Annotated in this window: 15 protein-coding genes; 7 read left to right on the top strand and 8 right to left on the bottom strand. The window is 72.6% G+C overall.

What is annotated here, in order from left to right; genetic code table 11:
• Window positions 1-3 precede the first annotated feature (3 nt).
• Window positions 4-2,244: a heavy metal translocating P-type ATPase gene (locus ACFEMC_RS20145; RefSeq protein ID WP_380171268.1), complete on the top strand. Its 2,241-nt coding sequence runs from the start codon at window positions 4-6 to the stop codon at window positions 2,242-2,244.
• Here the strand turns inward: ACFEMC_RS20145 and ACFEMC_RS20140 are convergent.
• From ACFEMC_RS20140 to ACFEMC_RS20130, 3 genes are read right to left on the bottom strand one after another with little or no spacing between them, the layout of a single operon-like run.
• Window positions 2,159-3,409 (bottom strand): YibE/F family protein, encoded by a 1,251-nt coding sequence (locus tag ACFEMC_RS20140; protein ID WP_380171267.1) that lies wholly within the window; start codon window positions 3,407-3,409, stop codon window positions 2,159-2,161. The two genes, ACFEMC_RS20145 and ACFEMC_RS20140, sit on opposite strands and share 86 nt — an antisense overlap.
• A gap of 31 nt (window positions 3,410-3,440) precedes the next feature.
• Window positions 3,441-4,430: a glycoside hydrolase family 43 protein gene (locus ACFEMC_RS20135; RefSeq protein WP_380171266.1), complete on the bottom strand. Its 990-nt coding sequence runs from the start codon at window positions 4,428-4,430 to the stop codon at window positions 3,441-3,443.
• 12 nt (window positions 4,431-4,442) lie between these two features.
• A complete protein-coding gene (locus ACFEMC_RS20130) occupies window positions 4,443-5,837 on the bottom strand; it encodes a hypothetical protein (RefSeq protein ID WP_380171265.1) in 1,395 nt (464 codons plus the stop codon).
• Window positions 5,838-5,941: 104 nt separating this feature from the next.
• Here ACFEMC_RS20130 and ACFEMC_RS20125 point away from each other — a divergent pair, with 104 nt between their 5' ends.
• From ACFEMC_RS20125 to ACFEMC_RS20100, 6 genes are all read left to right on the top strand, one after another.
• Window positions 5,942-6,769 carry a DNA-formamidopyrimidine glycosylase family protein gene (locus ACFEMC_RS20125; RefSeq protein ID WP_380171264.1) on the top strand — a complete coding sequence of 276 codons (828 nt, stop codon included), beginning with the start codon at window positions 5,942-5,944 and terminating at the stop codon, window positions 6,767-6,769.
• A 159-nt stretch (window positions 6,770-6,928) separates the two neighbouring features.
• Window positions 6,929-7,849 carry a carbohydrate ABC transporter permease gene (locus ACFEMC_RS20120; protein WP_380171263.1) on the top strand — a complete coding sequence of 307 codons (921 nt, stop codon included), beginning with the start codon at window positions 6,929-6,931 and terminating at the stop codon, window positions 7,847-7,849.
• Window positions 7,846-8,745: a carbohydrate ABC transporter permease gene (locus ACFEMC_RS20115; RefSeq protein ID WP_380171262.1), complete on the top strand. Its 900-nt coding sequence runs from the start codon at window positions 7,846-7,848 to the stop codon at window positions 8,743-8,745. Before ACFEMC_RS20120 ends, ACFEMC_RS20115 begins: the two co-directional genes overlap by 4 nt.
• Before the next feature lie 37 nt (window positions 8,746-8,782).
• Window positions 8,783-10,144, top strand: coding sequence for an ABC transporter substrate-binding protein (locus ACFEMC_RS20110; protein ID WP_380171261.1), 1,362 nt, complete (start codon window positions 8,783-8,785; stop codon window positions 10,142-10,144).
• A gap of 43 nt (window positions 10,145-10,187) precedes the next feature.
• The gene (locus ACFEMC_RS20105) at window positions 10,188-11,138 is read left to right on the top strand and encodes a glycerophosphodiester phosphodiesterase (RefSeq protein ID WP_380171260.1); all 951 of its coding nucleotides are present in this window, start codon (window positions 10,188-10,190) and stop codon (window positions 11,136-11,138) included.
• Between the two features lie 106 nt (window positions 11,139-11,244).
• Window positions 11,245-12,240 carry an alpha/beta hydrolase gene (locus tag ACFEMC_RS20100; protein ID WP_380171259.1) on the top strand — a complete coding sequence of 332 codons (996 nt, stop codon included), beginning with the start codon at window positions 11,245-11,247 and terminating at the stop codon, window positions 12,238-12,240.
• A gap of 24 nt (window positions 12,241-12,264) precedes the next feature.
• Here the strand turns inward: ACFEMC_RS20100 and hisS are convergent, their stop codons facing one another.
• The 5 genes from hisS to ACFEMC_RS20075 all read right to left on the bottom strand — a co-directional run bounded on the left by hisS (window position 12,265) and on the right by ACFEMC_RS20075 (window position 18,728).
• Window positions 12,265-13,530, bottom strand: coding sequence for a histidine--tRNA ligase (gene hisS, locus ACFEMC_RS20095; RefSeq protein ID WP_380171258.1), 1,266 nt, complete (start codon window positions 13,528-13,530; stop codon window positions 12,265-12,267).
• A gap of 273 nt (window positions 13,531-13,803) precedes the next feature.
• Window positions 13,804-15,291 (bottom strand): mannitol dehydrogenase family protein, encoded by a 1,488-nt coding sequence (locus tag ACFEMC_RS20090; RefSeq protein ID WP_380171257.1) that lies wholly within the window; start codon window positions 15,289-15,291, stop codon window positions 13,804-13,806.
• Window positions 15,292-15,338: 47 nt separating this feature from the next.
• Window positions 15,339-16,148, bottom strand: coding sequence for a carbohydrate ABC transporter permease (locus tag ACFEMC_RS20085; protein WP_380176886.1), 810 nt, complete (start codon window positions 16,146-16,148; stop codon window positions 15,339-15,341).
• Window positions 16,149-16,222: 74 nt separating this feature from the next.
• Window positions 16,223-17,188 carry a carbohydrate ABC transporter permease gene (locus ACFEMC_RS20080; protein ID WP_367637188.1) on the bottom strand — a complete coding sequence of 322 codons (966 nt, stop codon included), beginning with the start codon at window positions 17,186-17,188 and terminating at the stop codon, window positions 16,223-16,225.
• A gap of 109 nt (window positions 17,189-17,297) precedes the next feature.
• Window positions 17,298-18,728 carry an ABC transporter substrate-binding protein gene (locus ACFEMC_RS20075; protein ID WP_380171256.1) on the bottom strand — a complete coding sequence of 477 codons (1,431 nt, stop codon included), beginning with the start codon at window positions 18,726-18,728 and terminating at the stop codon, window positions 17,298-17,300.
• Between the last annotated feature and the right edge of the window lie 123 nt (window positions 18,729-18,851).

Here is an 18,851-nt window from a genome sequence, read left to right as displayed (position 1 = left end):
CCGGTGACGACGACCGCGACCGTCGAGCTGAGCCCGCTGACCGTCCTCGCGGACGTCCCCGGGCGGGCTCGTCTCCAGGCGGACTGGCTGCGCCGCAGCCCCGCGCGCGCGGTCGCCGCGGAGGAAGCCCTCGACCGCCTCGCGGGGACGCGGCTGGCCCGCGCCTACCCCGTGACGGGCAACGTCGTCGTCCACTACGACCCCGAGTCGCTCACGCTCGAGGACCTGCTGGCCGCCGTGGCCGGCGTGGCGCTCCTGCCCGCCGACGCCGAACCGTCGCGCACGCCCCGGTCGGCCGACGTCGGCAACGGCGAGGTCGCCCGCATCGCGGTCGGCGGGGCCGCGCTGGCCCTGCTCGGGTTGCGGCGCTTCGCGTTCGGGCGCCCGCCCCTGCTCGGCCCGACGTCGCGTCTCGTGGCCACCGGCGTGACGATCTTCTCCGGGTACCCCTTCCTCAAGGGGGCCGTCGGGGCGCTCGTCGGCCGCCGCAGCGCCGGCACCGACGCGCTCGTCTCCGCGGCCACCGTCGCGAGCCTCCTCCTGCGCGAGAACGTCGTCGCGCTGACCGTCCTGTGGCTGCTCAACATCGGCGAGTACCTCCAGGACCTCACCCTGCGCCGCACCCGCCGCGCCATCGCGGACCTGTTGCAGGGCAGCGAGACCACCGCGTGGGTCCAGCGCACGGCCGCCGACGGCCAGGTCGTCGAGCAGCGCGTGGACCTCGCCGAGCTCGAGGTGGGGGACCTCGTCGTGGTCCACGACCAGTCGACGATCCCCGTCGACGGCGAGGTCGTCGAGGGCGAGGCCGTCGTCGACCAGGCCGCGCTGACGGGGGAGAACCTGCCCGTGCAGCGGACCGTCGGGCACTCGGTCCTCGCCGGCAGCGTCGCCCTGCGCGGGCGGCTCGTCGTGCGCGCCACCGCCACCGGGCAGGACACGGCCGTCGGGCGCATCGTCGCCCGCGTCGAGGACGCCCAGGCCGACCGCGCCCCCGTGCAGACCGTCGGGGACCGGTTCAGCCGCAAGTTCGTCCCCGCCTCGTTCGGTCTGGCCCTGGCCACCCTCGTCCTGACCCGCGACGTCCGCCGCGCCATGACGATGCTGCTCATCGCCTGCCCCTGCGCGGTCGGGCTGGCGACCCCGACGGCGATCAGCGCGGCCATCGGCAACGGGGCCCGGCGCGGGATCCTCGTCAAGGGCGGTTCGCACCTCGAGGCCGCCGGCCGCGTCGACGCGTTCGTGTTCGACAAGACGGGAACCCTGACCGTGGGACGCCCGGTCGTCACCAACGTGCTGAGCTTCCGCGACGACTGGACCCCCGAACAGGTGCTGTCCGAGGCGGCGAACTCCGAGGTGCACTCCAAGCACCCGCTGGCGCAGGCCGTCATCCGGTCCACCGAGGAACGCCACCTCGTCATCCCGACGCACGAGGAGTGCGAGGTCATCCTGGGCCTCGGGATGCGGGTCCAGGCGAACGGCCGCGTCCTCCTCGTCGGGTCCCCCGGCCTCATGCGCCGCGAGGGGGTCGCCGTCGACGCGACGGCGCAGGACTGGGTGGACCGGTTGCAGTCGGCCGCCGAGACCCCGCTGCTGCTGGCCGTCGACGGCGTCCTCACCGGCCTCGTCAGCCTGCGCGACGAGGTGCGCCCGGAGTCGCGCGGTGTCCTGGAGGAACTGCGCCGCACCGGCGTCGAGCGCATCGTCATGCTGACGGGCGACAACGAGCGGACCGCGGCCGCCGTCGCCGCGGAACTCGGGGTCACGGAGTGGCGGGCCGAGGTGATGCCGGAGGACAAGCAGGACGTCGTCCGGCAGTTGCAGTCCGAGGGTTTCACCGTCGCGGTCGTGGGGGACGGCACGAACGACGCCCCCGCGCTCGCCCTGGCCGACCTCGGGATCGCGATGGGGTTGTCCGGCACCGACGTCGCGGTGGAGACCGCCGACGTCGCCCTCGTCGGCGACGACCTGCGCCGGCTGCTGCAGCTGCGCGACCTCGGCGACCGGACGCTCGGGTTGATCCGGCAGAACTACGGTGCCTCGATCGCCGTCAACGGTTTCGGCCTGGCCCTCGGCGCCGCGGGAGCGTTGTCGCCGGTCCTGGCCGCGATCGCGCACAACGCGTCCTCGGTGTTCGTCGCGGTGAACTCCGCCCGGCTCATCAGGTACCGGATCCCGGTGCAGCAGCGGCAGGACGGGACCGCAGGACGAGCGCCGCGGCGAGCGCCGTCGTCAGCGGGACGGTGAGCGCCAGGGCGATCCCGCCCACGGCTGACCGCACGAGCTCCTCGGCGATCGCGGCCGAACTCACGACCTGCCCCAGCGGCTGCTCGTACAACCGGATGAGCAGCAGCGAGGGCATGGCCGCGCCCGCGTAGGCGAACGTCACCGTGTAGACGGTGGAGGCGAGGTGGTCCCGGCCCACCCGCATCCCCGCGGCGAACAGTTCGCGGAAACCCCCGCCGCGGGCCGCCCGCACCTCCCACACGGCCGCGGCCTGGGTGATGGTGACGTCGTTGAGCAGCCCCAGGGCCGCGACCAGGGTTCCCGCCAGGACCACCCCGCGCAGGTCGACCGCCCCCGTCAGGACGGTGACGGTGTAGGCGGACTCCTCGCTCAGTCCCGTCAGGTGGTTCGCGTCGACCGCGAGGACCGCCGCGCCCGCGGTGACGAGCAGACCCGCCACGGTCCCCAGGTACGCCACCGTCGTGCGCGTCGAGAACCCGTGCGTCAGGTAGAGCACCACCCCCATGACGGCGACCGCGGAACTGAGCCCGACGACGACCGCGTCCTCCTGCGCCAGCAGGGCCGGGACGACGTGGAACGCGATCGCCGCCCCACCGACGGCCAGCCCCGCGAGCGCGGCCAGCCCCCGCCGCCGGCCCACGGCGACGGTCAGGACGACGAACACCGCGACGACGACCAGGAGCGGGACCCGCCGGTCGAGGTCCTCCCAGGCGTAGGTCGCGGCGCCGCCCGCCTCGCCGGGGTACCGCGTCAGCACGACCCGGTCGCCCGCGGACAGGCCGCCGTGGAACACCGCGGCCGGAACCGTGACCGTGACGTCCTGCGTGGCGTCCTGCTCGGTGCCGTCCACGCGCACCGTCGCCTGCGGGCACTCCACCGTCTCGGGCAGCGTCCCGTCCGGCAGGCGCTCCTCGGCCAGTTCCCCGCGGCAGGTCAGCATCCGGGTCGCCGTGACGTCCCCGCGCACGGTCTGCGCGCCGACGTAGGTGGTGGAGGCCGACGGGACGTCGTGCGGCCACGTCGCCAGGACCCCGGCGACCGCGGCCGCGAGCACCACGAGCACGACCGCCGTCAGGACCCGCCGGGTCCGCCGCGGCAGCGGTTCCAGGGTGTCGTCGAGGGTCTCGCCGTGTCCGTGCCCGTGTCCGTGCCCGTGTTCGCCCACCCGGTCATCCTGGCGGACGGGACGCGTGGGGTCAGCGCAACCCGTGCTCGCGCAACCGCTCCCACTCGTCCCGGAACAGGGGCAGGACGGTCCCGTGCTTGGTCGAGGGCGGGATCGAGACCTCCCCGGCGGGCACCGGCTCCCACCGGCCGGAGTCCAGGTCGTCGCACTGCAGGGCGAAGTACCCCTGGGGCCACTCCGCGTACTGGTCCAGGAACAGGTACCAGCGGTCCCGGTCGCGGGCCTTCACCACGAGCGGGGCCTCGACCCCGCCGGGGTACCGGTCCCCGGCGATGTTCGTCGTCACGACCTCGAAGTCGTCGGCGAACAACGCCGAGCCGCGTTCGAGGAAGATGCCGTAGCCGCCGTCGCGGTCCTCGTCCTTGGAGAACCGGTAGACGCGGCCGTGCTCCTGCAGGACGGCGGTGTCGATGACGTCCCGGCCCCCGGTGTCGACCATGACCTCCGTCGGGCCGAAGGTGAGGAAGTCGCGCGTGCGGGAGGCCAGGATCCGGCTGTAGCTCTCGCTGGCGTGCTCGACGTCGTCCTCGGGGAACAGCCGGGAGGACCAGAACACCACGTGCTCGCCCGTCGTGGGGTCCTTCGTGACCTCCGGCGCCCACGCCATGCCCGCCGTCGGCGGTGCCACCTCGACCAGCCGCGGCCCCTCCCACGTCAGCAGGTCCTCGGAGTCCCACAGGACGAGCGAGCGGCTGCCGTGCCGGCGCCACTCGTCCCACCGCAGACCCCCGCCGTCCCAGACGCGCAGGTCGGTCGCGAGGAGGTGGAAGCGACCCTCGTCGTCACGGACGATCGCCGGGTCGCGCACGCCCGTGGTGCCGAGGTGGGACTCCAGGACGGGACCGCCGCCCCACAGCGGGTCCCAGCGCAACGGGGAGTCGTCCTGGCTGAGGGAGAAGTGGATCTTCTCGGCGTGCCCGTCCGGGTCCTCCCGGAAGTGCGCCAGCAGCCAGCCGAACTCCTCGCGGTCGTCCCCGCGGCCCGTCCCGGTGTCACCCACGGGTCCACCCTGTCAGCCCCTGGTCGTGTCGCGAGCCCAGTCCGGCACCGCCGTCAGCGCGGCGAGCTGCTCCCGCCGGCGCAGCAGCCCCGCCGTCGCGGGAGCGGCCAGCGCGGCGGCGGCCAGGACCAGCCCGAGGCGCACCGGCAGCGGCCACGGCCCCCGGTCCACGGACGTCGACGTCGTCGCCACCGCCCGGGTCAGCAGCGCACCGGCCAGGGTGAGGTCCCCGGCCGGGTGGTGGCCGCGGGCCGTCGGGACCCGCAGGTAGGGCGACGTGGCCCCCGTGCGCAGGTCGGTGCGGACGACGGTGAGATCGCCCCCGTCCCCGCCGCCGGACGGGGCCGGTTGGTGGACGAGTTCGCCGGGCCCGGTCCAGCCCAGGACGTCTCGGCCCGGGACCGCGGTGGGCACGCCCCGTCCCGGCTGCGCGGCGACGAACTCGATGCGCGCCGACGGCGTGCCGCTCCCCGCTTCCACGGCCAGCAGCGTGCCGTCCGGGGACCAGGCCGGCCCGTCCGCCAGGACAGCCCCCTGCGGGACCACCAGCTCGGTGCCCGGCTCCGTGCTGTCCCCGGCGAACGGGTCGACGACGTGCACGACGGCCGCGCCCGGCTCCTGGTACGCGAGGCGGGCACCGTCGGGGCTGAAGGCCGCGGCCACGACCCGCTCGGCCCCGGGGACCGCGACGGCCCGGTCCGAGCGGGTGTCCAGGACGAACAGCTGGCCGGACGCGTGACCGGTGGAGGGGGCGCCGGCCTCCGAGGCGGCGGGGAGGTCGGTCCCGAGGTAGGCGAGGCGGGCACCGTCCGCGCTCCACGACACGGGGACGACCACCGGGACACGGGGGACGACGTGCACGCGGGTGTCGCCGGAGGACAGGTCGACGAGCGCGAGGGTCGAGCTGGCGCCGACGGGGCGGGTGACGACCGCACCGCCGTTCACGGCCGGCGGCGAGGGGGTCACCACGACCCGTCCGGGCGGCAGGGTCGGCGAGGCGGGGTCGGGTGCGGTGGCGCGGGCGGGGTCGGTCCCGGCCGGGCCGTCGCCGAGGGCCACCGTGCGGCCGTCGGGGGACACGACCGCGGCCGCCGGGGCCTGCGAACTCCCGCGGTCGGTCGCCTGGATCAGCCGCCGCGCGCTGGCGCCGTCCGCGCCGAGGACGAGGGTCTGCGTCGTGCCCGTGACGCCGCCGGCCGCGTCCTGCCGGTAGACCGCGAGCGCGGCACCGACCGGGTTCGTCGCCACCGGAGCCGTCAACGCGCTGTAGCCGGGGAACTGGGCGGGGACCACCGACCGGGACGGGGGACGTCGCTGCCCGGGCAGCGCCGCGACGGCCAGGACGGCCAGCGTGCCCAGGACGAGCACGCAGAGCGCGACGAGGAGGGGCAGACGGCGCGAGCTCATGCCCCAGCTTCACCCGGCCGGACGCCGGGAGCCACTCCTCCGGGGTGGCCGTGCGGGGAACCCTCCACCGCGCGGCGGGGACCGGCCTCGGGCACGGTGGGCGGGTGCCCGAGGGCGACACCGTGTTCCTGCTCGCCCGCCGCCTCCACGCCCGGCTGGCGGGCCGTCCCGTGCACCGCAGCGACCTGCGGGTGCCGCGCTTCGCGACGGCGGACCTGTCGGGGACGCGCCTGGTGGAGGTCGTCTCGCGCGGCAAGCACCTGCTGACCCGTCTGGTGCCGGGGGAGGGTGCCGCGCTCACCGAGCCGACGACCCTGCACACCCACCTGCGCATGGACGGGGAGTGGACGGTCCTGGGCCCGGGCAAGCGGCTGCCGGCTCGTCTGCAGCCCGACGTCCGCGTCGTCCTCGAGACGGACGGGCCGACGGCGCTCGCGCTGCGGATGCCCGTCGTCGAGCTCGTCCCCACGGCCCTCGAGCACACCGTCGTGGGGCACCTCGGTCCGGACCTCCTCGGGGCGGACCTGTCCGTCGACGAGCGTGTCGAGCGGTCGGTCGCGAACCTCGCGCGGCGGCCCGAGCGCGGGATCAAGGCGGCCCTGCTCGACCAGCGCAACCTCGCCGGCATCGGCAACCTCTGGGCCGACGAGCTCTGCTTCCTGCGCGGGCGGTCGCCGTGGGCGCCGGTCGGGGACGTCGACCTGCCACCGCTGGTGCGCCTGGCCGTGAAGATGCTGACGTTCTCCGTGGGGCCCTCGCGGGCCCCGCAGGTCACGACGGGGGACACCCGCCCCGGCCGGCAGCACTGGGTCTCCGGGCGCGCCGGGAAACCCTGCCTGCGGTGCGGGACGACGGTGCTCGTGGAGGCCGAGGTGCCGGGCGACCCCGAACGCCGTCGCACCTGGTGGTGCCCGCACTGCCAGCCCGGGTGACGAACGTGAACGGACGGTGTCCCGCGCGTCGTGCCCGACCGGTGCAGGTGAACACTCGATGACCGTTGACCGCCCCGGGGCGCGAGTGGCCGGAGGGCCCGCGGACGCGAACTACTGTTCCTGACGTCCAGCCCGCTCCCGACCTGGGAGGAGGTCGCGTTGACGACCCTCCACCAGGTTCCCGCACCGCGCACCCGGAGACTTCCGTGGCGGTCGTGGGGAACCTTCCTGCTGCTCGCCGGGCCCAACGTCGCGCTCCTCGTCGTGTTCGTCTACAAGCCCCTCGTGCAGAACGTCCAGTACTCGCTGCTGCACTGGAACCTCGGTTCCGACACCGCGACGTACGTCGGGCTGCAGAACTACGTGAACTACTTCACGAACCCCAAGACGCCGACGGTCCTGCTGACCACGCTCGTCTTCGCGGTCGTCACCGTCGGCGGCTGCATGGCGCTCGGCCTCGCGCTGGCGCGCCTGCTCGACCGGAACCTGCGCGGCCGGACCTTCGTCCGCGCCGCGGTCTTCGCGCCCTTCGTGCTGTCCGGCGTCGCGGTCGGCATGTGCTGGCTGTTCGTCTTCGACCCCCAGTACGGCCTGGTCTCGGGCCTGCTGCGCGCCGTCGGGATCGGTTCGCCGAACTGGTACAACGACCCCGACTGGGCCCTGGCGATGGTCTGCGTCGTCTACCTGTGGAAGTACGTCGGGTACGTCGCGATCATCTACCTGGCCGCGCTCCAGTCGGTGCCGCACGACATCCTCGAGGCCGCGCAGATCGACGGCGCCTCGCCCCTGCGCACGTTCTGGTCCATCGTCTTCCCGCTGCTGTCGCCGACGACGTTCTTCCTCGGCGTCACGGTGTTCATCGAGTCCAACGCCGGCGGGTCCTTCGACATCATCCGCGCCATGACCAAGGGCGGGCCGCTGGAGGGCACGACGACGATGGTCTACCAGGTCTACCAGGAGGCCTTCGTCGACGGTTCCGCCGGCTACGCCTCGGCGATCGCGACCCTGCTCTTCCTCGCCCTGCTCGTCGTGACCGTCCTCCAGATGGTCGTCGTGGAACGGAAGGTGCACTACCGGTGAGCGTCCAGGAGAGGACCACCTCGGGGTCCGGCCGGGTCCCGGCCCCGCGGTCCGGCGGTGCGGAACCCGCGCGCCCCCGTCGCCGCGTCGACGTCCTGGGGTACGCCGGCCTCGTCGTGGCCGGCCTCGTCATGGTCGTGCCGATGCTCTGGATGCTGCTCGCGTCCTTCAAGCAGCGCAACGAGATCTACACGATCCCGTCGCAGTGGTTGCCGCACGCGCTGCAGTGGCAGAACTACGCGGACGTGTTCGCGACCGTCCCGTTCGCGCACTTCCTGCTCAACAGCGTCATCACGACCGTGGCGGGCGCGGGCCTGAAGGTCGTCCTGGGGCTCATGTGCGCCTACGCGCTGGTGTTCGTCGAGTTCCCGGCCAAGCGCCTGGTGTTCCTCGTCGTCCTCGCGGCCCTCATGGTGCCGCCGCAGGTCACGCTCATCCCGAACTACACGCTCATCGCGCAGATCGGCTGGCTGAACTCCTACCAGGGGATCGTGGTCCCCGGGCTGGCCAGCTCGCTCGGCACGTTCCTGTTCCGCCAGCACTTCCAGACGCTGCCCGCCTCCGTCCTGGAGGCCGCGACGCTCGACGGCGCCGGGCACTGGCGGCGGTTGTGGCAGTTCGTCGTGCCGCTGTCGGCGCCGACCGTCTCGGCCGTCGCCCTCGTCTCGGTCGTGGGGGAGTGGAACCAGTACCTGTGGCCGCTGCTCGTCACCGACCGGTCCGAGATGATGACCCTGCCGGTGGGCCTGACCCTGCTGCAGAACAACGACGGCATCACCAACTGGGGCGTCCTCATGGCCGGCACCGTGCTGGTCATGCTGCCGATCCTGCTCGTCTTCCTCTTCTTCCAGCGCCGGCTCGTGGCGGGTCTCGCCGCGGGTGCGGTCGCCAACTGACCCACCCCCTCCCTCCGACACAGCTCCAGGAGAACCCGTGAACACCTCGTCCTTCGTGCTGCCCCGGCGCGGCGTCCTCGGCCTCGCCGGCCTCGGTGCGGCCGGTCTCGGCCTCGCGGCCTGCTCCGGCCCGTCCACCGCGTCCTCCTCCGGCGGGACCGCCAGCGCGTCCTCGACCGACTGGTCCAAGGTCACCCCGGCCGACTCCGTGACCGTCTGGACCAACCACCCCGGTTCCTCCCAGGCCGTCGAGGCCGAGTTCCTCAACCGCTGGAACAAGGACAACTCCGACATCAAGGTCGAGTTCGTCACGGCCGGGTCGAACTACGACGAGATCTCCCAGAAGTTCCAGGCCGCCCTCACCGGGTCCGACCTGCCCGACCTCGTCCTGCTGAGCGACGTCTGGTGGTTCCGCTACGCCCTCAACGGCCAGCTCGCCCCCCTGCAGGACCTGCTGCCGGCCGCCGGGGTGACGACGTCGAACTACCAGAAGGGCCTGTACGCCGACTACCAGTACGAGGGTTCGCAGTGGGCGGTGCCGTACTGCCGCTCGACGCCGGTCTTCTACTACAACAAGGCCCACTGGGCCAAGGCCGGCCTGCCGGACCGCGGGCCGCAGACCTGGTCGGAGTTCGAGGAGTGGCTGCCGAAGCTGCAGGCCGCCGGCACGGGGGCCCAGGCCCCCTACGGTCTCGGGAAGGGCACGGGCAACGCCTCCTGGATCTTCCAGAACATGGTCTGGGGCATGGGCGGTGCGCTGTCCGACGAGTGGACCATGACGGTGGACAGCGACAGGGTGCTCGCGGCGAGCGACTACCTGCGCTCCTACATCACCAAGGGGTACGCGGCCGTCTCCTCCTCCGACCAGGCCTCGGACTTCGGGGCGGGCCTGTACTCCTCCGTCATCGGGTCCACCGGCTCGCTGTCCGGGATCCTCAAGGCGGCGAACTTCGAGGTCGGCAACGCGTTCCTGCCGGGCGGCTCCGCCGGTCAGTTCACCCCCACGGGTGGCGCCGGGTTCGCGATCCCGGTCAAGCGCACGCCCGAGCAGCAGCTCGCTGCGGCGAAGTTCCTGGCCTTCCTCGCTGAGGACGACAACACGGCCTACTTCTCCCAGAACACCGGGTACATGCCGGTCACGACCGGGGCCGTGAACTCCTCGACCATGCAGCAGGTGTACGCGCAGACGCCGCTGTTCAAGACGGCCGTCGACCAGCTGTCGAAGACCCGCACGCAGGACTACGCGCGCGTCTTCGTCCCGGGCGGCGACCAGTCCACCGTGACGGCGTGGGAGAAGGTCATGCTGCAGGGCACCGCCTCGAAGGACGCGTGGGGCACCGCGCAGGGCGAGATCGAGCAGTCCTACACCTCCGACGTGAAGCCGCTGCTGAAGTCCTGATCCTCCGCCACCCGCCGACCCGTCCCAGGGAGATGCTGGTCCAGTGAACCGTCCGTCCGCCCGTCCCCCCGTCCGGCCCCTGGTCATCGCGCACCGGGGGAGCTCGGCGCACGCGCCCGAGAACACCCTCGCCGCGTTCGAGGTGGCGCTGCGCTCCGGCGCCGACCTCCTCGAGCTCGACGTGCGGCTCGACGGGGACGGGGTCCCCGTCGTCCTGCACGACGAGACCCTCGACCGGACCACCGACTCCAGCGGTGCCGTGGCGGAGCTGCCCAGCTCCGTCGTCCGGTCGGCGGACGCCGGGTCCTGGTTCTCGCCGGCCTTCGCGGGTCAGCGGGTCCCGACGCTGCGCGAGGTGGTCGACCTCGTGGCGCTGCACGGGGCCGGCGGGCTCCTCGTGGAGTTCAAGGGGGAGTGGGCCCCGGCGGCGGTCGCGGGAGCGGTCGCGACGCTGCGGACGGCCGGGGTGGCCGACCGCAGCGTCGTGCAGAGCTTCGAGGTGGAGACCGTCCGGGCCCTGCGGGACGTCGCCCCGGACGTGCGCCGGGCGCTGCTCGTCCTGCACCCCGGCCCGCCCGCGGCGGCGGACGGGCTGGAGCAGTCGTTGCGGGACCTGGCGCACGACCCGTTCACCGCGCTGTCGACCCCGGCGGGGCAGGCGCGCGTGCAGGCCGAGCGGGCCGTCGCCGACCTCGCGGTCATGGCGGTCAACCCCTACGTCGCGACGCTGGTCGCCAGCCCGCACGTCGTCGCCGAGCACCACGCCGCCGGGGTGGCGACGTACCCGTGGACGGTCGACGAACCCCGCCTCTGGGCGGATCTGCTGCGGCACCGCGTCGACGGGATCATCACCGACGACCCGGGCCGGCTCCGCGGTTTCCTCGACGCGCGCGAGGTCCGCGCATCGCAGGACGAGGCCCTCGAGGACCGTCAGGAGCTGACCCTGGCCGCCACGCGGCAGGGGGCACCCGCCACCCGGCTCACCCCCGCGTGAGTCCTCCGGTCCCCCCGTGGAGCGCTTCGCGGGGGACCGGTGGTGGAACCGTGCAGGTCGGTGCGGCCCGGTCCGCCCACGGTCGCAGGACGGGACGATCGGGCGCGTGAGGTTCCGTGCATTCCCCGCGCTCCCGGCCGTGCTCGCCGCCACCGTCCTAATCGCCGGCTGCTCCGGGTCGAGCCCCGACCACCGCACCATGCCGCCCAGCACGGGCGGGTCGTCCGCGACGTCCGGCGGCGGTTCGGCGTCCCCGTCGTCGCAGACCCCCACCGCGACCCGCACGCACACCGCCGACGGGCAGGAGTTCGTCACCAAGAACTTCGGCGCCGAGAACGTGCTCGAGACGACGTTGAAGGGCGCGGCCTCGGGCGTGTCCATGAAGGTCTGGGTCTGGACCCCGCCCCAGTACGACGACCCGGCGTACGCGCACGAGGACTTCCCGGTGCTGTTCCTGTACCCCGGGGGCGACGGCGCCACGTACAACAACTGGACCGACCGGTCCTACTCGGCGCAGGAGGTCGTGGACTCCGGCTCCCGCGACGGGTCGGTCCTGCCCTTCGTGTTCGTCATGCCCGAGATGCAGGTCTCGAAGAACGTCGACACGGAGTGCACCGACATCCCGGGGCAGCCGAAGGTCGGCACGTTCCTCGACACCGACGTCCCGGCGATGGTGCAGCACGACTTCCGGGTCCTGCCGCCGGGCAAGGGCTGGGGCACCGCCGGCGCGTCGTCCGGGGCCTACTGCGCGGCCGCCATCGCGCTGCGCAAACCCGGGGAGTACGGGGCCGTCGTCAGCATCGCCGGGTACTTCGACATGGAGACCAAGCTCCCGCACAAGGACGCGGCGACGCTCGCGCAGTACCCCACCGCGCTGGCGCCGACGTTCCCCGGCACCCTGGCCTGGCTCCTCGTCGCCGGCACCGACAGCGCCGAGGACGTCACGCAGGCGCAGCGGTTCGCGGGCCTCGTGAAGTCCCCGTCGACGGCCCAGGTCTCCCTGCAGGACGGGGGGAAGCACCTGACGACGTCGTTCAAGGCGGCGATGCCGGAGGTGTTCGCCTTCTTCAGCAAGCACCTCAGCGGGCCCCGGCCGCAGTGACGGCGGGGCCCGCGGAGGAGTTCGTCAGCTCGCCTCGAGGGGGGACGGCTCGGAGAACGTGAGTCGGCCGTCCTCGACGCGGGCCCGCACGACCTGCGAGTAGCCCTCGGCGACGAGCGCGTCGAACAACGGCTGCAGGCGCTTGGCCTGCTTGACGAGGGCGACCCGGGCGCCACCGGCCTGCAGTTCGCGCTGCTTGCGCAGCAGCTCGCCCGCGTCGACGCCCGCCGGGTGCACCAGGGCCACGGCCGGCGCCGCGTCCGCCGGCAGCGAGACCTCGTCGATGATGCGCTCGAACCCGATCGAGAAACCCGCCGCCGGGACGTCGCGGCCGGTGAACCGGCCGACCATGCCGTCGTACCGGCCGCCGCCGGCGATGGAGGAACCCCCACCGGGCAGGGACATCTCGAAGATCGGTCCGGTGTAGTAGCCCATGCCGCGCACGAGCGTGACGTCGAACTGCACGTCGAGGTCCGGGGCCGCCACGGCCACCGCCGCGGCGATCTCCTGCAGCCGTGCGACGGAGGCGGCGGGGACCGTCTCGGGCAGGGCGCCGTCACCGAGACGGGCGACGTCGCGCAGCGGCAGGAGGTCCGTCAGCGCCTTCTCCAGCGCCACGACGGGCTCGTCGCCGAAACCCTTCGAGCGCAGTTCCGCCACGACCCCGTCGAGGCCGACCTTGTCGTTCTTGTCGACGGTGATGAGGACGCTGCCGTGGTCGGCCTCGTCGAACCCGCACCCCGTGAGCAACCCCGTGAGCACCCCGCGGTCGTTGAGCCGCAACGTCGTGCCCGTCAGACCCAGCCGGGTGAGGGCGGTGTGCGTGGCCGTGACGAGTTCGACCTCGGCCAGGCTGCCCGCCTCGCCGAGGATGTCGATGTCGCACTGGACGAACTGGCGGTAACGGCCCTTCTGCGGCCGTTCGGCCCGCCACACCGGTCCGATCTGCAGCGCCTTGAACGGCATCCGCAGCGCGGCTGCGTTCGAGGCGACGTACCGGGTCAGGGGGACCGTCAGGTCGAAGCGGAGGCCGAGGTCGGCCGCGTCCGCGGGCAGCAGGGGTTCGTCGCCCGCCAGGCCGCGGCGCAGGACCTTGAAGAGCATCTTCTCGTTCTCGCCGCCCTGCCCCGACTCCAGCCGGGACAACTCCTCCAGCGCCGGCGTCTCGACCTCGTCGAAGCCGAACGAGCGGTAGACCTCGCGGATGACGTGCAGCGCGTGCTCCCGGCGAGCCTTCTCGACCGGCAGGACGTCGCGCATGCCCCGTGCGGGGACCACCTTGGAAGCCATGGGGCCATCGTAGGGCGGCCCCCGTCCTGCGTGGAGGACACTCCTTCCGCCCTCCGGAGGCGCTGTGGAGGGCGGAAGTCGTGCTCTGCGCCGTCGTGACGGGCGGTCGGCCTCCCCGCGGCGGCGGCCTCCCGCCGGCCCGGGTCAGCGTCCCCGCCTCACCGCCCTGGTCCCTTCCCAGGGCGGAGGTGGTGCATCGCGCCCCTCCTGGGGCCTGGGACGGGCGGAGGGAGGGTCATCCACGCGGGCCGGGCCCCGGAGGGAGGGGCAGGGTCAGCCGCGGGCGACGACGTCCTCCAGCGTGGCGCGGGCACCCTTGGCGTGCAGGGACGCGAGCGTGGCGGTGTACTCCGCGACGAACGCCTCGTCGTCGGCGAGGTCGCCGAAGAGCGAGCGGTCGGCGATGAAGGCCGTCGGTTCCTCGCGGTTGCGCTGCGCCGTCGCGACGAGCCGCTCCGCGATGCGGTCGGACACCTCGATGCGCTCGCCCCGCTCGTCGACGCCCTCGGCGTAGCGGGCCCAGCTGGCCACGACGGCCGTGGCGCGGTGGAACTCCCCGCCGGCGGCGATCTGCTCGCGGATGACGGGCAGCACCCACTTCGGGATGCGGTCCGAGCTCTCGTTGCACAGGCGGGCGACGGTGTCGCGCACCTCGCCGTTGGAGAACCGGTGCACGAGCTCGTGCCGGTAGGCGTCGAGGTCGATCCCCGGCACCGGCGGCAGCGTGGGGGAACCCTCCCGCTCCATGTAGCCCAGGAGGAAGTCGGCGAACAGCGGGTCCTGCGCGACCTCGTGCACGAGCCGGTACCCGGCGAGGTACCCGAAGTAGCACAGCGCCTGGTGGCTGGCGTTGAGCAGCCGCAGCTTCATCAGCTCGTACGGTTCGACGTCGTCGACGACCTGGACGCCGGCGTCCTCGTAGGGCGGGCGGCCGAGGCCGAAGTCGTCCTCCAGGACCCACTGCACGAAGGGCTCGCAGACCACGGGCCAGGCGTCCTCGATGCCGAACCGGTCGCGGACCTCGGCGCGGTCGTCGTCGGTGGTGCCGGGGGTGATGCGGTCGACCATGCAGTTCGGGAACCGGACGTTCGCGTCGATCCAGGCGCCCAGCTCGGCGTCCTTGGCCGTGGCGAAGGCGACGAACACCTGGTGCGCGACGTGCCCGTTGCCCTGGACGTTGTCGCAGGACATGACGGTGAACGGCGGCACGCCCCGGTCGCGGCGGCGGCGCAGGGCCTCGGTGACGAGACCGAACGTCGTGCGCGGGACCGCCCCCTCGGCGAGGTCGGCGGCCACCGCGGGCTCGTCGAGGACGAACTCCCCGGTGACGGCGTCGATGTTGTAGCCGCCCTCGGTGACGGTGAGCGAGACGATGCGGATGCGGGGGTCGGCCATCGCCTCCACCGCCGCGTCCGGGTCGGCCGGGGCGTGCAGGAAGTCCAGGATCGAGCCGATGACACGCGGTTCGCGCGAGCCGTCGGGGTCCTTCAGGACGAGGGTGTAGAGCCCGTCCTGGGCGTCCATGACCTCCTTCATCCGCGCGTCGTGCGGCAGCACGCCGATCCCGCGGATGCCCCAGTCCAGCGCCTTGCCGTCGTTCATCAGCCGGTCCAGGTACATGGCCTGGTGGGCGCGGTGGAACCCCCCGACACCGAGGTGCACGATCCCCGGCGTCACCTGCGAGCGGTCGTAGGCGGGGACCGGGACGTCGCGGCCGATCTCGGCGAGGTTCTCGGTCGTGAGGGCAACGGGCGGGGTCACGGTCGTCTCCCGGGGCTCGGATCGTCCTGCGTGGTCGGCGGTGCGGGTCACTTGACCGCGCCCATGGACAGACCCTGGACGAGCTTGTCCTGAGCGGCGAAACCGGCCACGAGCACGGGCAGGGAGATCACGGTAGCCGCCGCGCAGAGCTGGGCGAGGAAGAGCCCCTGGCTCGTGACGAAGCCGGTCAGGAAGACGGGCGCGGTCCCGGCGACCGTCGCCGTCAGGGTGCGGGCCAGCAGCAGCTCGTTCCAGCTGAAGATGAAGCAGATCAGCGCCGTGGCCGCGACACCCGGCATCGCGACCGGGCGGACGATGGACCACAGCATGCGGATCAGCCCGGCCCCGTCGATCGAGGCGGCCTCGAGCATCTCCCCGGGCACCTCCGCCAGGAAGGACTGCATCATCCACACCGCGATCGGCAGGTTCATCGACGTGTAGAGCACGATGAGCAGCCAGATGTTGTCCAGCGTCCCCGTCTTCGTCGCGAACAGGTAGAGGGGCAGGAGACCGGCCACCAGCGGCATGAACTTCGTCGACAGGAAGAAGAACATGACGTCGGTCCACTTCTGGACCGGCCGGATGGACAGGGCGAACGCGGCGGGGATCGCCAGGCAGAGCACGAGGACCGTCGAGACGACGGACGCCATCGCCGAGTTCAACAGCGGTGCGACCGGCTGGGCGGACAGGAACGACCGGTACCCGTCGAGGGTGAGCGCGGCCGCGATGGAGGGCGGGTTCGTCGCGGCGTCCGTCTCGGAGTGCAGGGACGTCAGGACCATCCACAGGACGGGCAGGACGAACAGGACGCCGACGACCCAGGCCAGGACGCTCCACAGCGGCTTGCTGCGGTTCAGCGAACGGGCCCGCTGCTCGCGGCGCGAGGTCGGGACGTTGGTCCCGGGGATGGTGGCGATGGTGCTGGCGGTGCTCACCGGCCGACCTCCTGCTTGAACATGCTCGAGACCACGCGCAGGGCGAAGGTCGCGATGATGATGGTGGCGATGACGACGACGACACCCATGGCCGAGGCGAGGCCGTAGTCGTGGGCGGAGAACACGGTCTGGTAGATCGTGTACGGCAGGTTCGCCGTGCCCAGGCCGCCGGCGGTGATGGTGAAGACGGCGTCGAAGTTCTGGACGATGTAGATGGCGCCCAGCAGCCCGCCGAGCTCGAGGTACTGCCGCAGGTGCGGGAACGTGAGGTACCGGAAGATCTGGAAGCTGGTCGCGCCGTCCATGCGGGCGGCCTCCTCGGCGTCGGCGGGCTTGGACTGCAGCCCGGCCAGCAGGATCAGCATCATGAACGGGGTCCACTGCCAGATGAGCGAGACCTCGATGGCGATCTTCGGGGCGGTCGAGAGCCAGTCGACCTGCGGGGCGGAGTCGGAACCGAAGAGCTTCCAGACCGCGTTGATCGTCCCGTTGAAGAGGCCGTAGTTCGGGTTGAACAGCGCGTGCTTCCACAGCAGGGCCGCGGCGATCGGGACGACGAGGAACGGGGCGATCATCATGGTGCGGACCGCGCCGCGGCCCGCGAACTTGCGGTCCAGCAGCAGGGCGATGAGCATGCCGAGCACCAGGCTGACCAGGACGACGGTCACGGTGAGGACGACGGTGTTGACGACGGCCTGGCGCAGCTGGGCGTTGGTGAAGACGGAGACGTAGTTGTCGACGCCGCCGAACCCGCGGTCCTGGGGGTAGTAGGAGTTCCAGTTCATGAACGAGATGACGATGGTCGCCACGAAGGGCAGCTGCGTCACGACGATCGTGAAGAGGAGGGCGGGCAGGAGCGGGGCCCGACGGGCCCAGTCCGCGGCCCGGCGCGCCGATCCGGCGGAGCCCTGGGGCCGGTCCGGGCCCACCCTGGGGTGACTGGGGGCGGTGCTGGCACTCATGGAAGGACGTCCTCCACGCTCGAGGGAACCGACGGGTCGCCGGGCGGTGACGGGGGGAGTGGCGTGCGGTCACCGCGGCCCCCGGTGGTGCCGGGGGCCGCGGGCCGGGTCACTTCTTGTACTTGTCGCTGACGAGCTTGGTGGCGAGTTCCTGGCCCTGGTTCAGCGCGTCCTCCACGCTCGTCTGGCCCGCGATGGCCGAGGAGACGAACTGGGAGACCTGGGTGCCGAGGTCGGCGAACTCGGGGATCGCGACGAACTGGATGCCGGGGGCCGGACGGGGCTGCACGCCCGGGTTCTCCGGGTTCGCCGCGTTGATCGCGGTCTGCGTCTCCTTGTAGAAGGGGGCCGCGGCCTTCTGGTAGTCGGCGTTCTCGTAGGTCGAGTTGCGCTTCCCGGCGGGGACGCTGGCCCAGCCGACCTGCGCGCCGACCAGCTCCTCGTACTTCTGGCTCGAGGCCCAGGAGATGAACTTCCAGGCGTTCTCCTGGCGCTTGGAGGCCTTCTGCACGCCCCAGGCCCACGTGTACAGCCACCCCGACGACTCGGTCTGGTCGACAGGGGCGGCGACGTAGCCGACCTTCCCAGCGACCGGGGACCCCTGGGCGTCCAGGGAACCCGCGGCGGAGGTCGCGTCGTACCACATGGCGACCTGCGACTGGGTCATCCCGTTGAGGCACTCGGTGAACCCGGCCTGGGGTGCGCCGTTCTCGCCGTGGGCCCGGACGAGGTCCACGTAGAACTTCGTGGCCTCGACGAACTCGGGGGCGTTCACCTTGGCGGTCCAGTCCTCGTCGAACCAGGTCCCGCCGAAGGTGTTGACGACGGTGGTGAGGGGGGCGAACACCTGACCCCACCCGGGCAGGCCGCGCAGGGCGATGCCCTTCATGTCCGGCATCGCACCGTCGAGCTGGGCGGCGAAGGCGGCGACCTCGGCCCACGTCGGCTTGTCGGGCATCGTCAGGCCCTTGGACTCGAACACGTCCTTGCGGTACATGAGGAAGGAGGACTCGCCGTAGAAGGGTTCGGCGTAGACCTTGCCGTCCTCACCCGTCAGGGCCGTGGCGAGCGGCTTGATGATGTCGGACTGGTTGAAGCCGGAGTCCCCGGAGATGAAGTCGTCCAGGGGGGCCAGCCACCCGTTCTTGGAGTAGAACGGCACCTCGTAGTTCGAGATGGACGCCACGTCGTACTGACCGGCCTGGCTCGAGAACTCCTGGCTGATCTTGTCGCGGACGTCGTTCTCCGGCAGGACCGTGTAGTTCACGGTGATGCCGGTGTCCTTGGTGAAGTTGTCCTTCGTCAGCTTCTGCAGGTCCACCATCTGCGGGTTGTTCACCATGATGACGTTGACGGTCTTGTCGTCGCCGCCACCGCCACCCCCGCCGCCTGCTCCGCCCCCTCCGCCGGCGCCCGAGCAGCTGCTGAGGAACGCGGCACCGCCGAGGCCGGCCGCACCCCCCAGGGCGGCGCGGCGGCTGACGCGTGAGGTCGACCCGGGAAGGGTGGTGGGCAGGTGGATGCCGTGACGTCCAGCCATCGTGATCTCTCCAGTGTCTCCGTCGACAGGTGCAGTCGAAGCCCCGCGCTCGGGCCGTTCGCCGGCGGGGTCCGCCGTCGTTGCGTCCGCTCATCTGAGCGGGCTACTCTCAGCTGTGATGAT

The organism is Kineococcus sp. DHX-1 (genome assembly GCF_042473625.1).
Classification (GTDB): Bacteria; Actinomycetota; Actinomycetes; order Actinomycetales; family Kineococcaceae; genus Kineococcus.
Note: the sequence above shows the minus strand (reverse complement) of the source record. Positions and strands in the feature narration are given on the sequence as shown.

Coding starts and splice junctions, on each gene's coding strand:
- ACFEMC_RS20130 (WP_380171265.1), bottom strand. CDS start 5,837: ATGAGCTCGCGCCGTCTGCCCCTCCTCGTCGCGCTCTGCGTGCTCGTC.
- hisS (WP_380171258.1), bottom strand. CDS start 13,530: ATGGCTTCCAAGGTGGTCCCCGCACGGGGCATGCGCGACGTCCTGCCG.
- ACFEMC_RS20080 (WP_367637188.1), bottom strand. CDS start 17,188: ATGAGTGCCAGCACCGCCCCCAGTCACCCCAGGGTGGGCCCGGACCGG.
- ACFEMC_RS20075 (WP_380171256.1), bottom strand. CDS start 18,728: ATGGCTGGACGTCACGGCATCCACCTGCCCACCACCCTTCCCGGGTCG.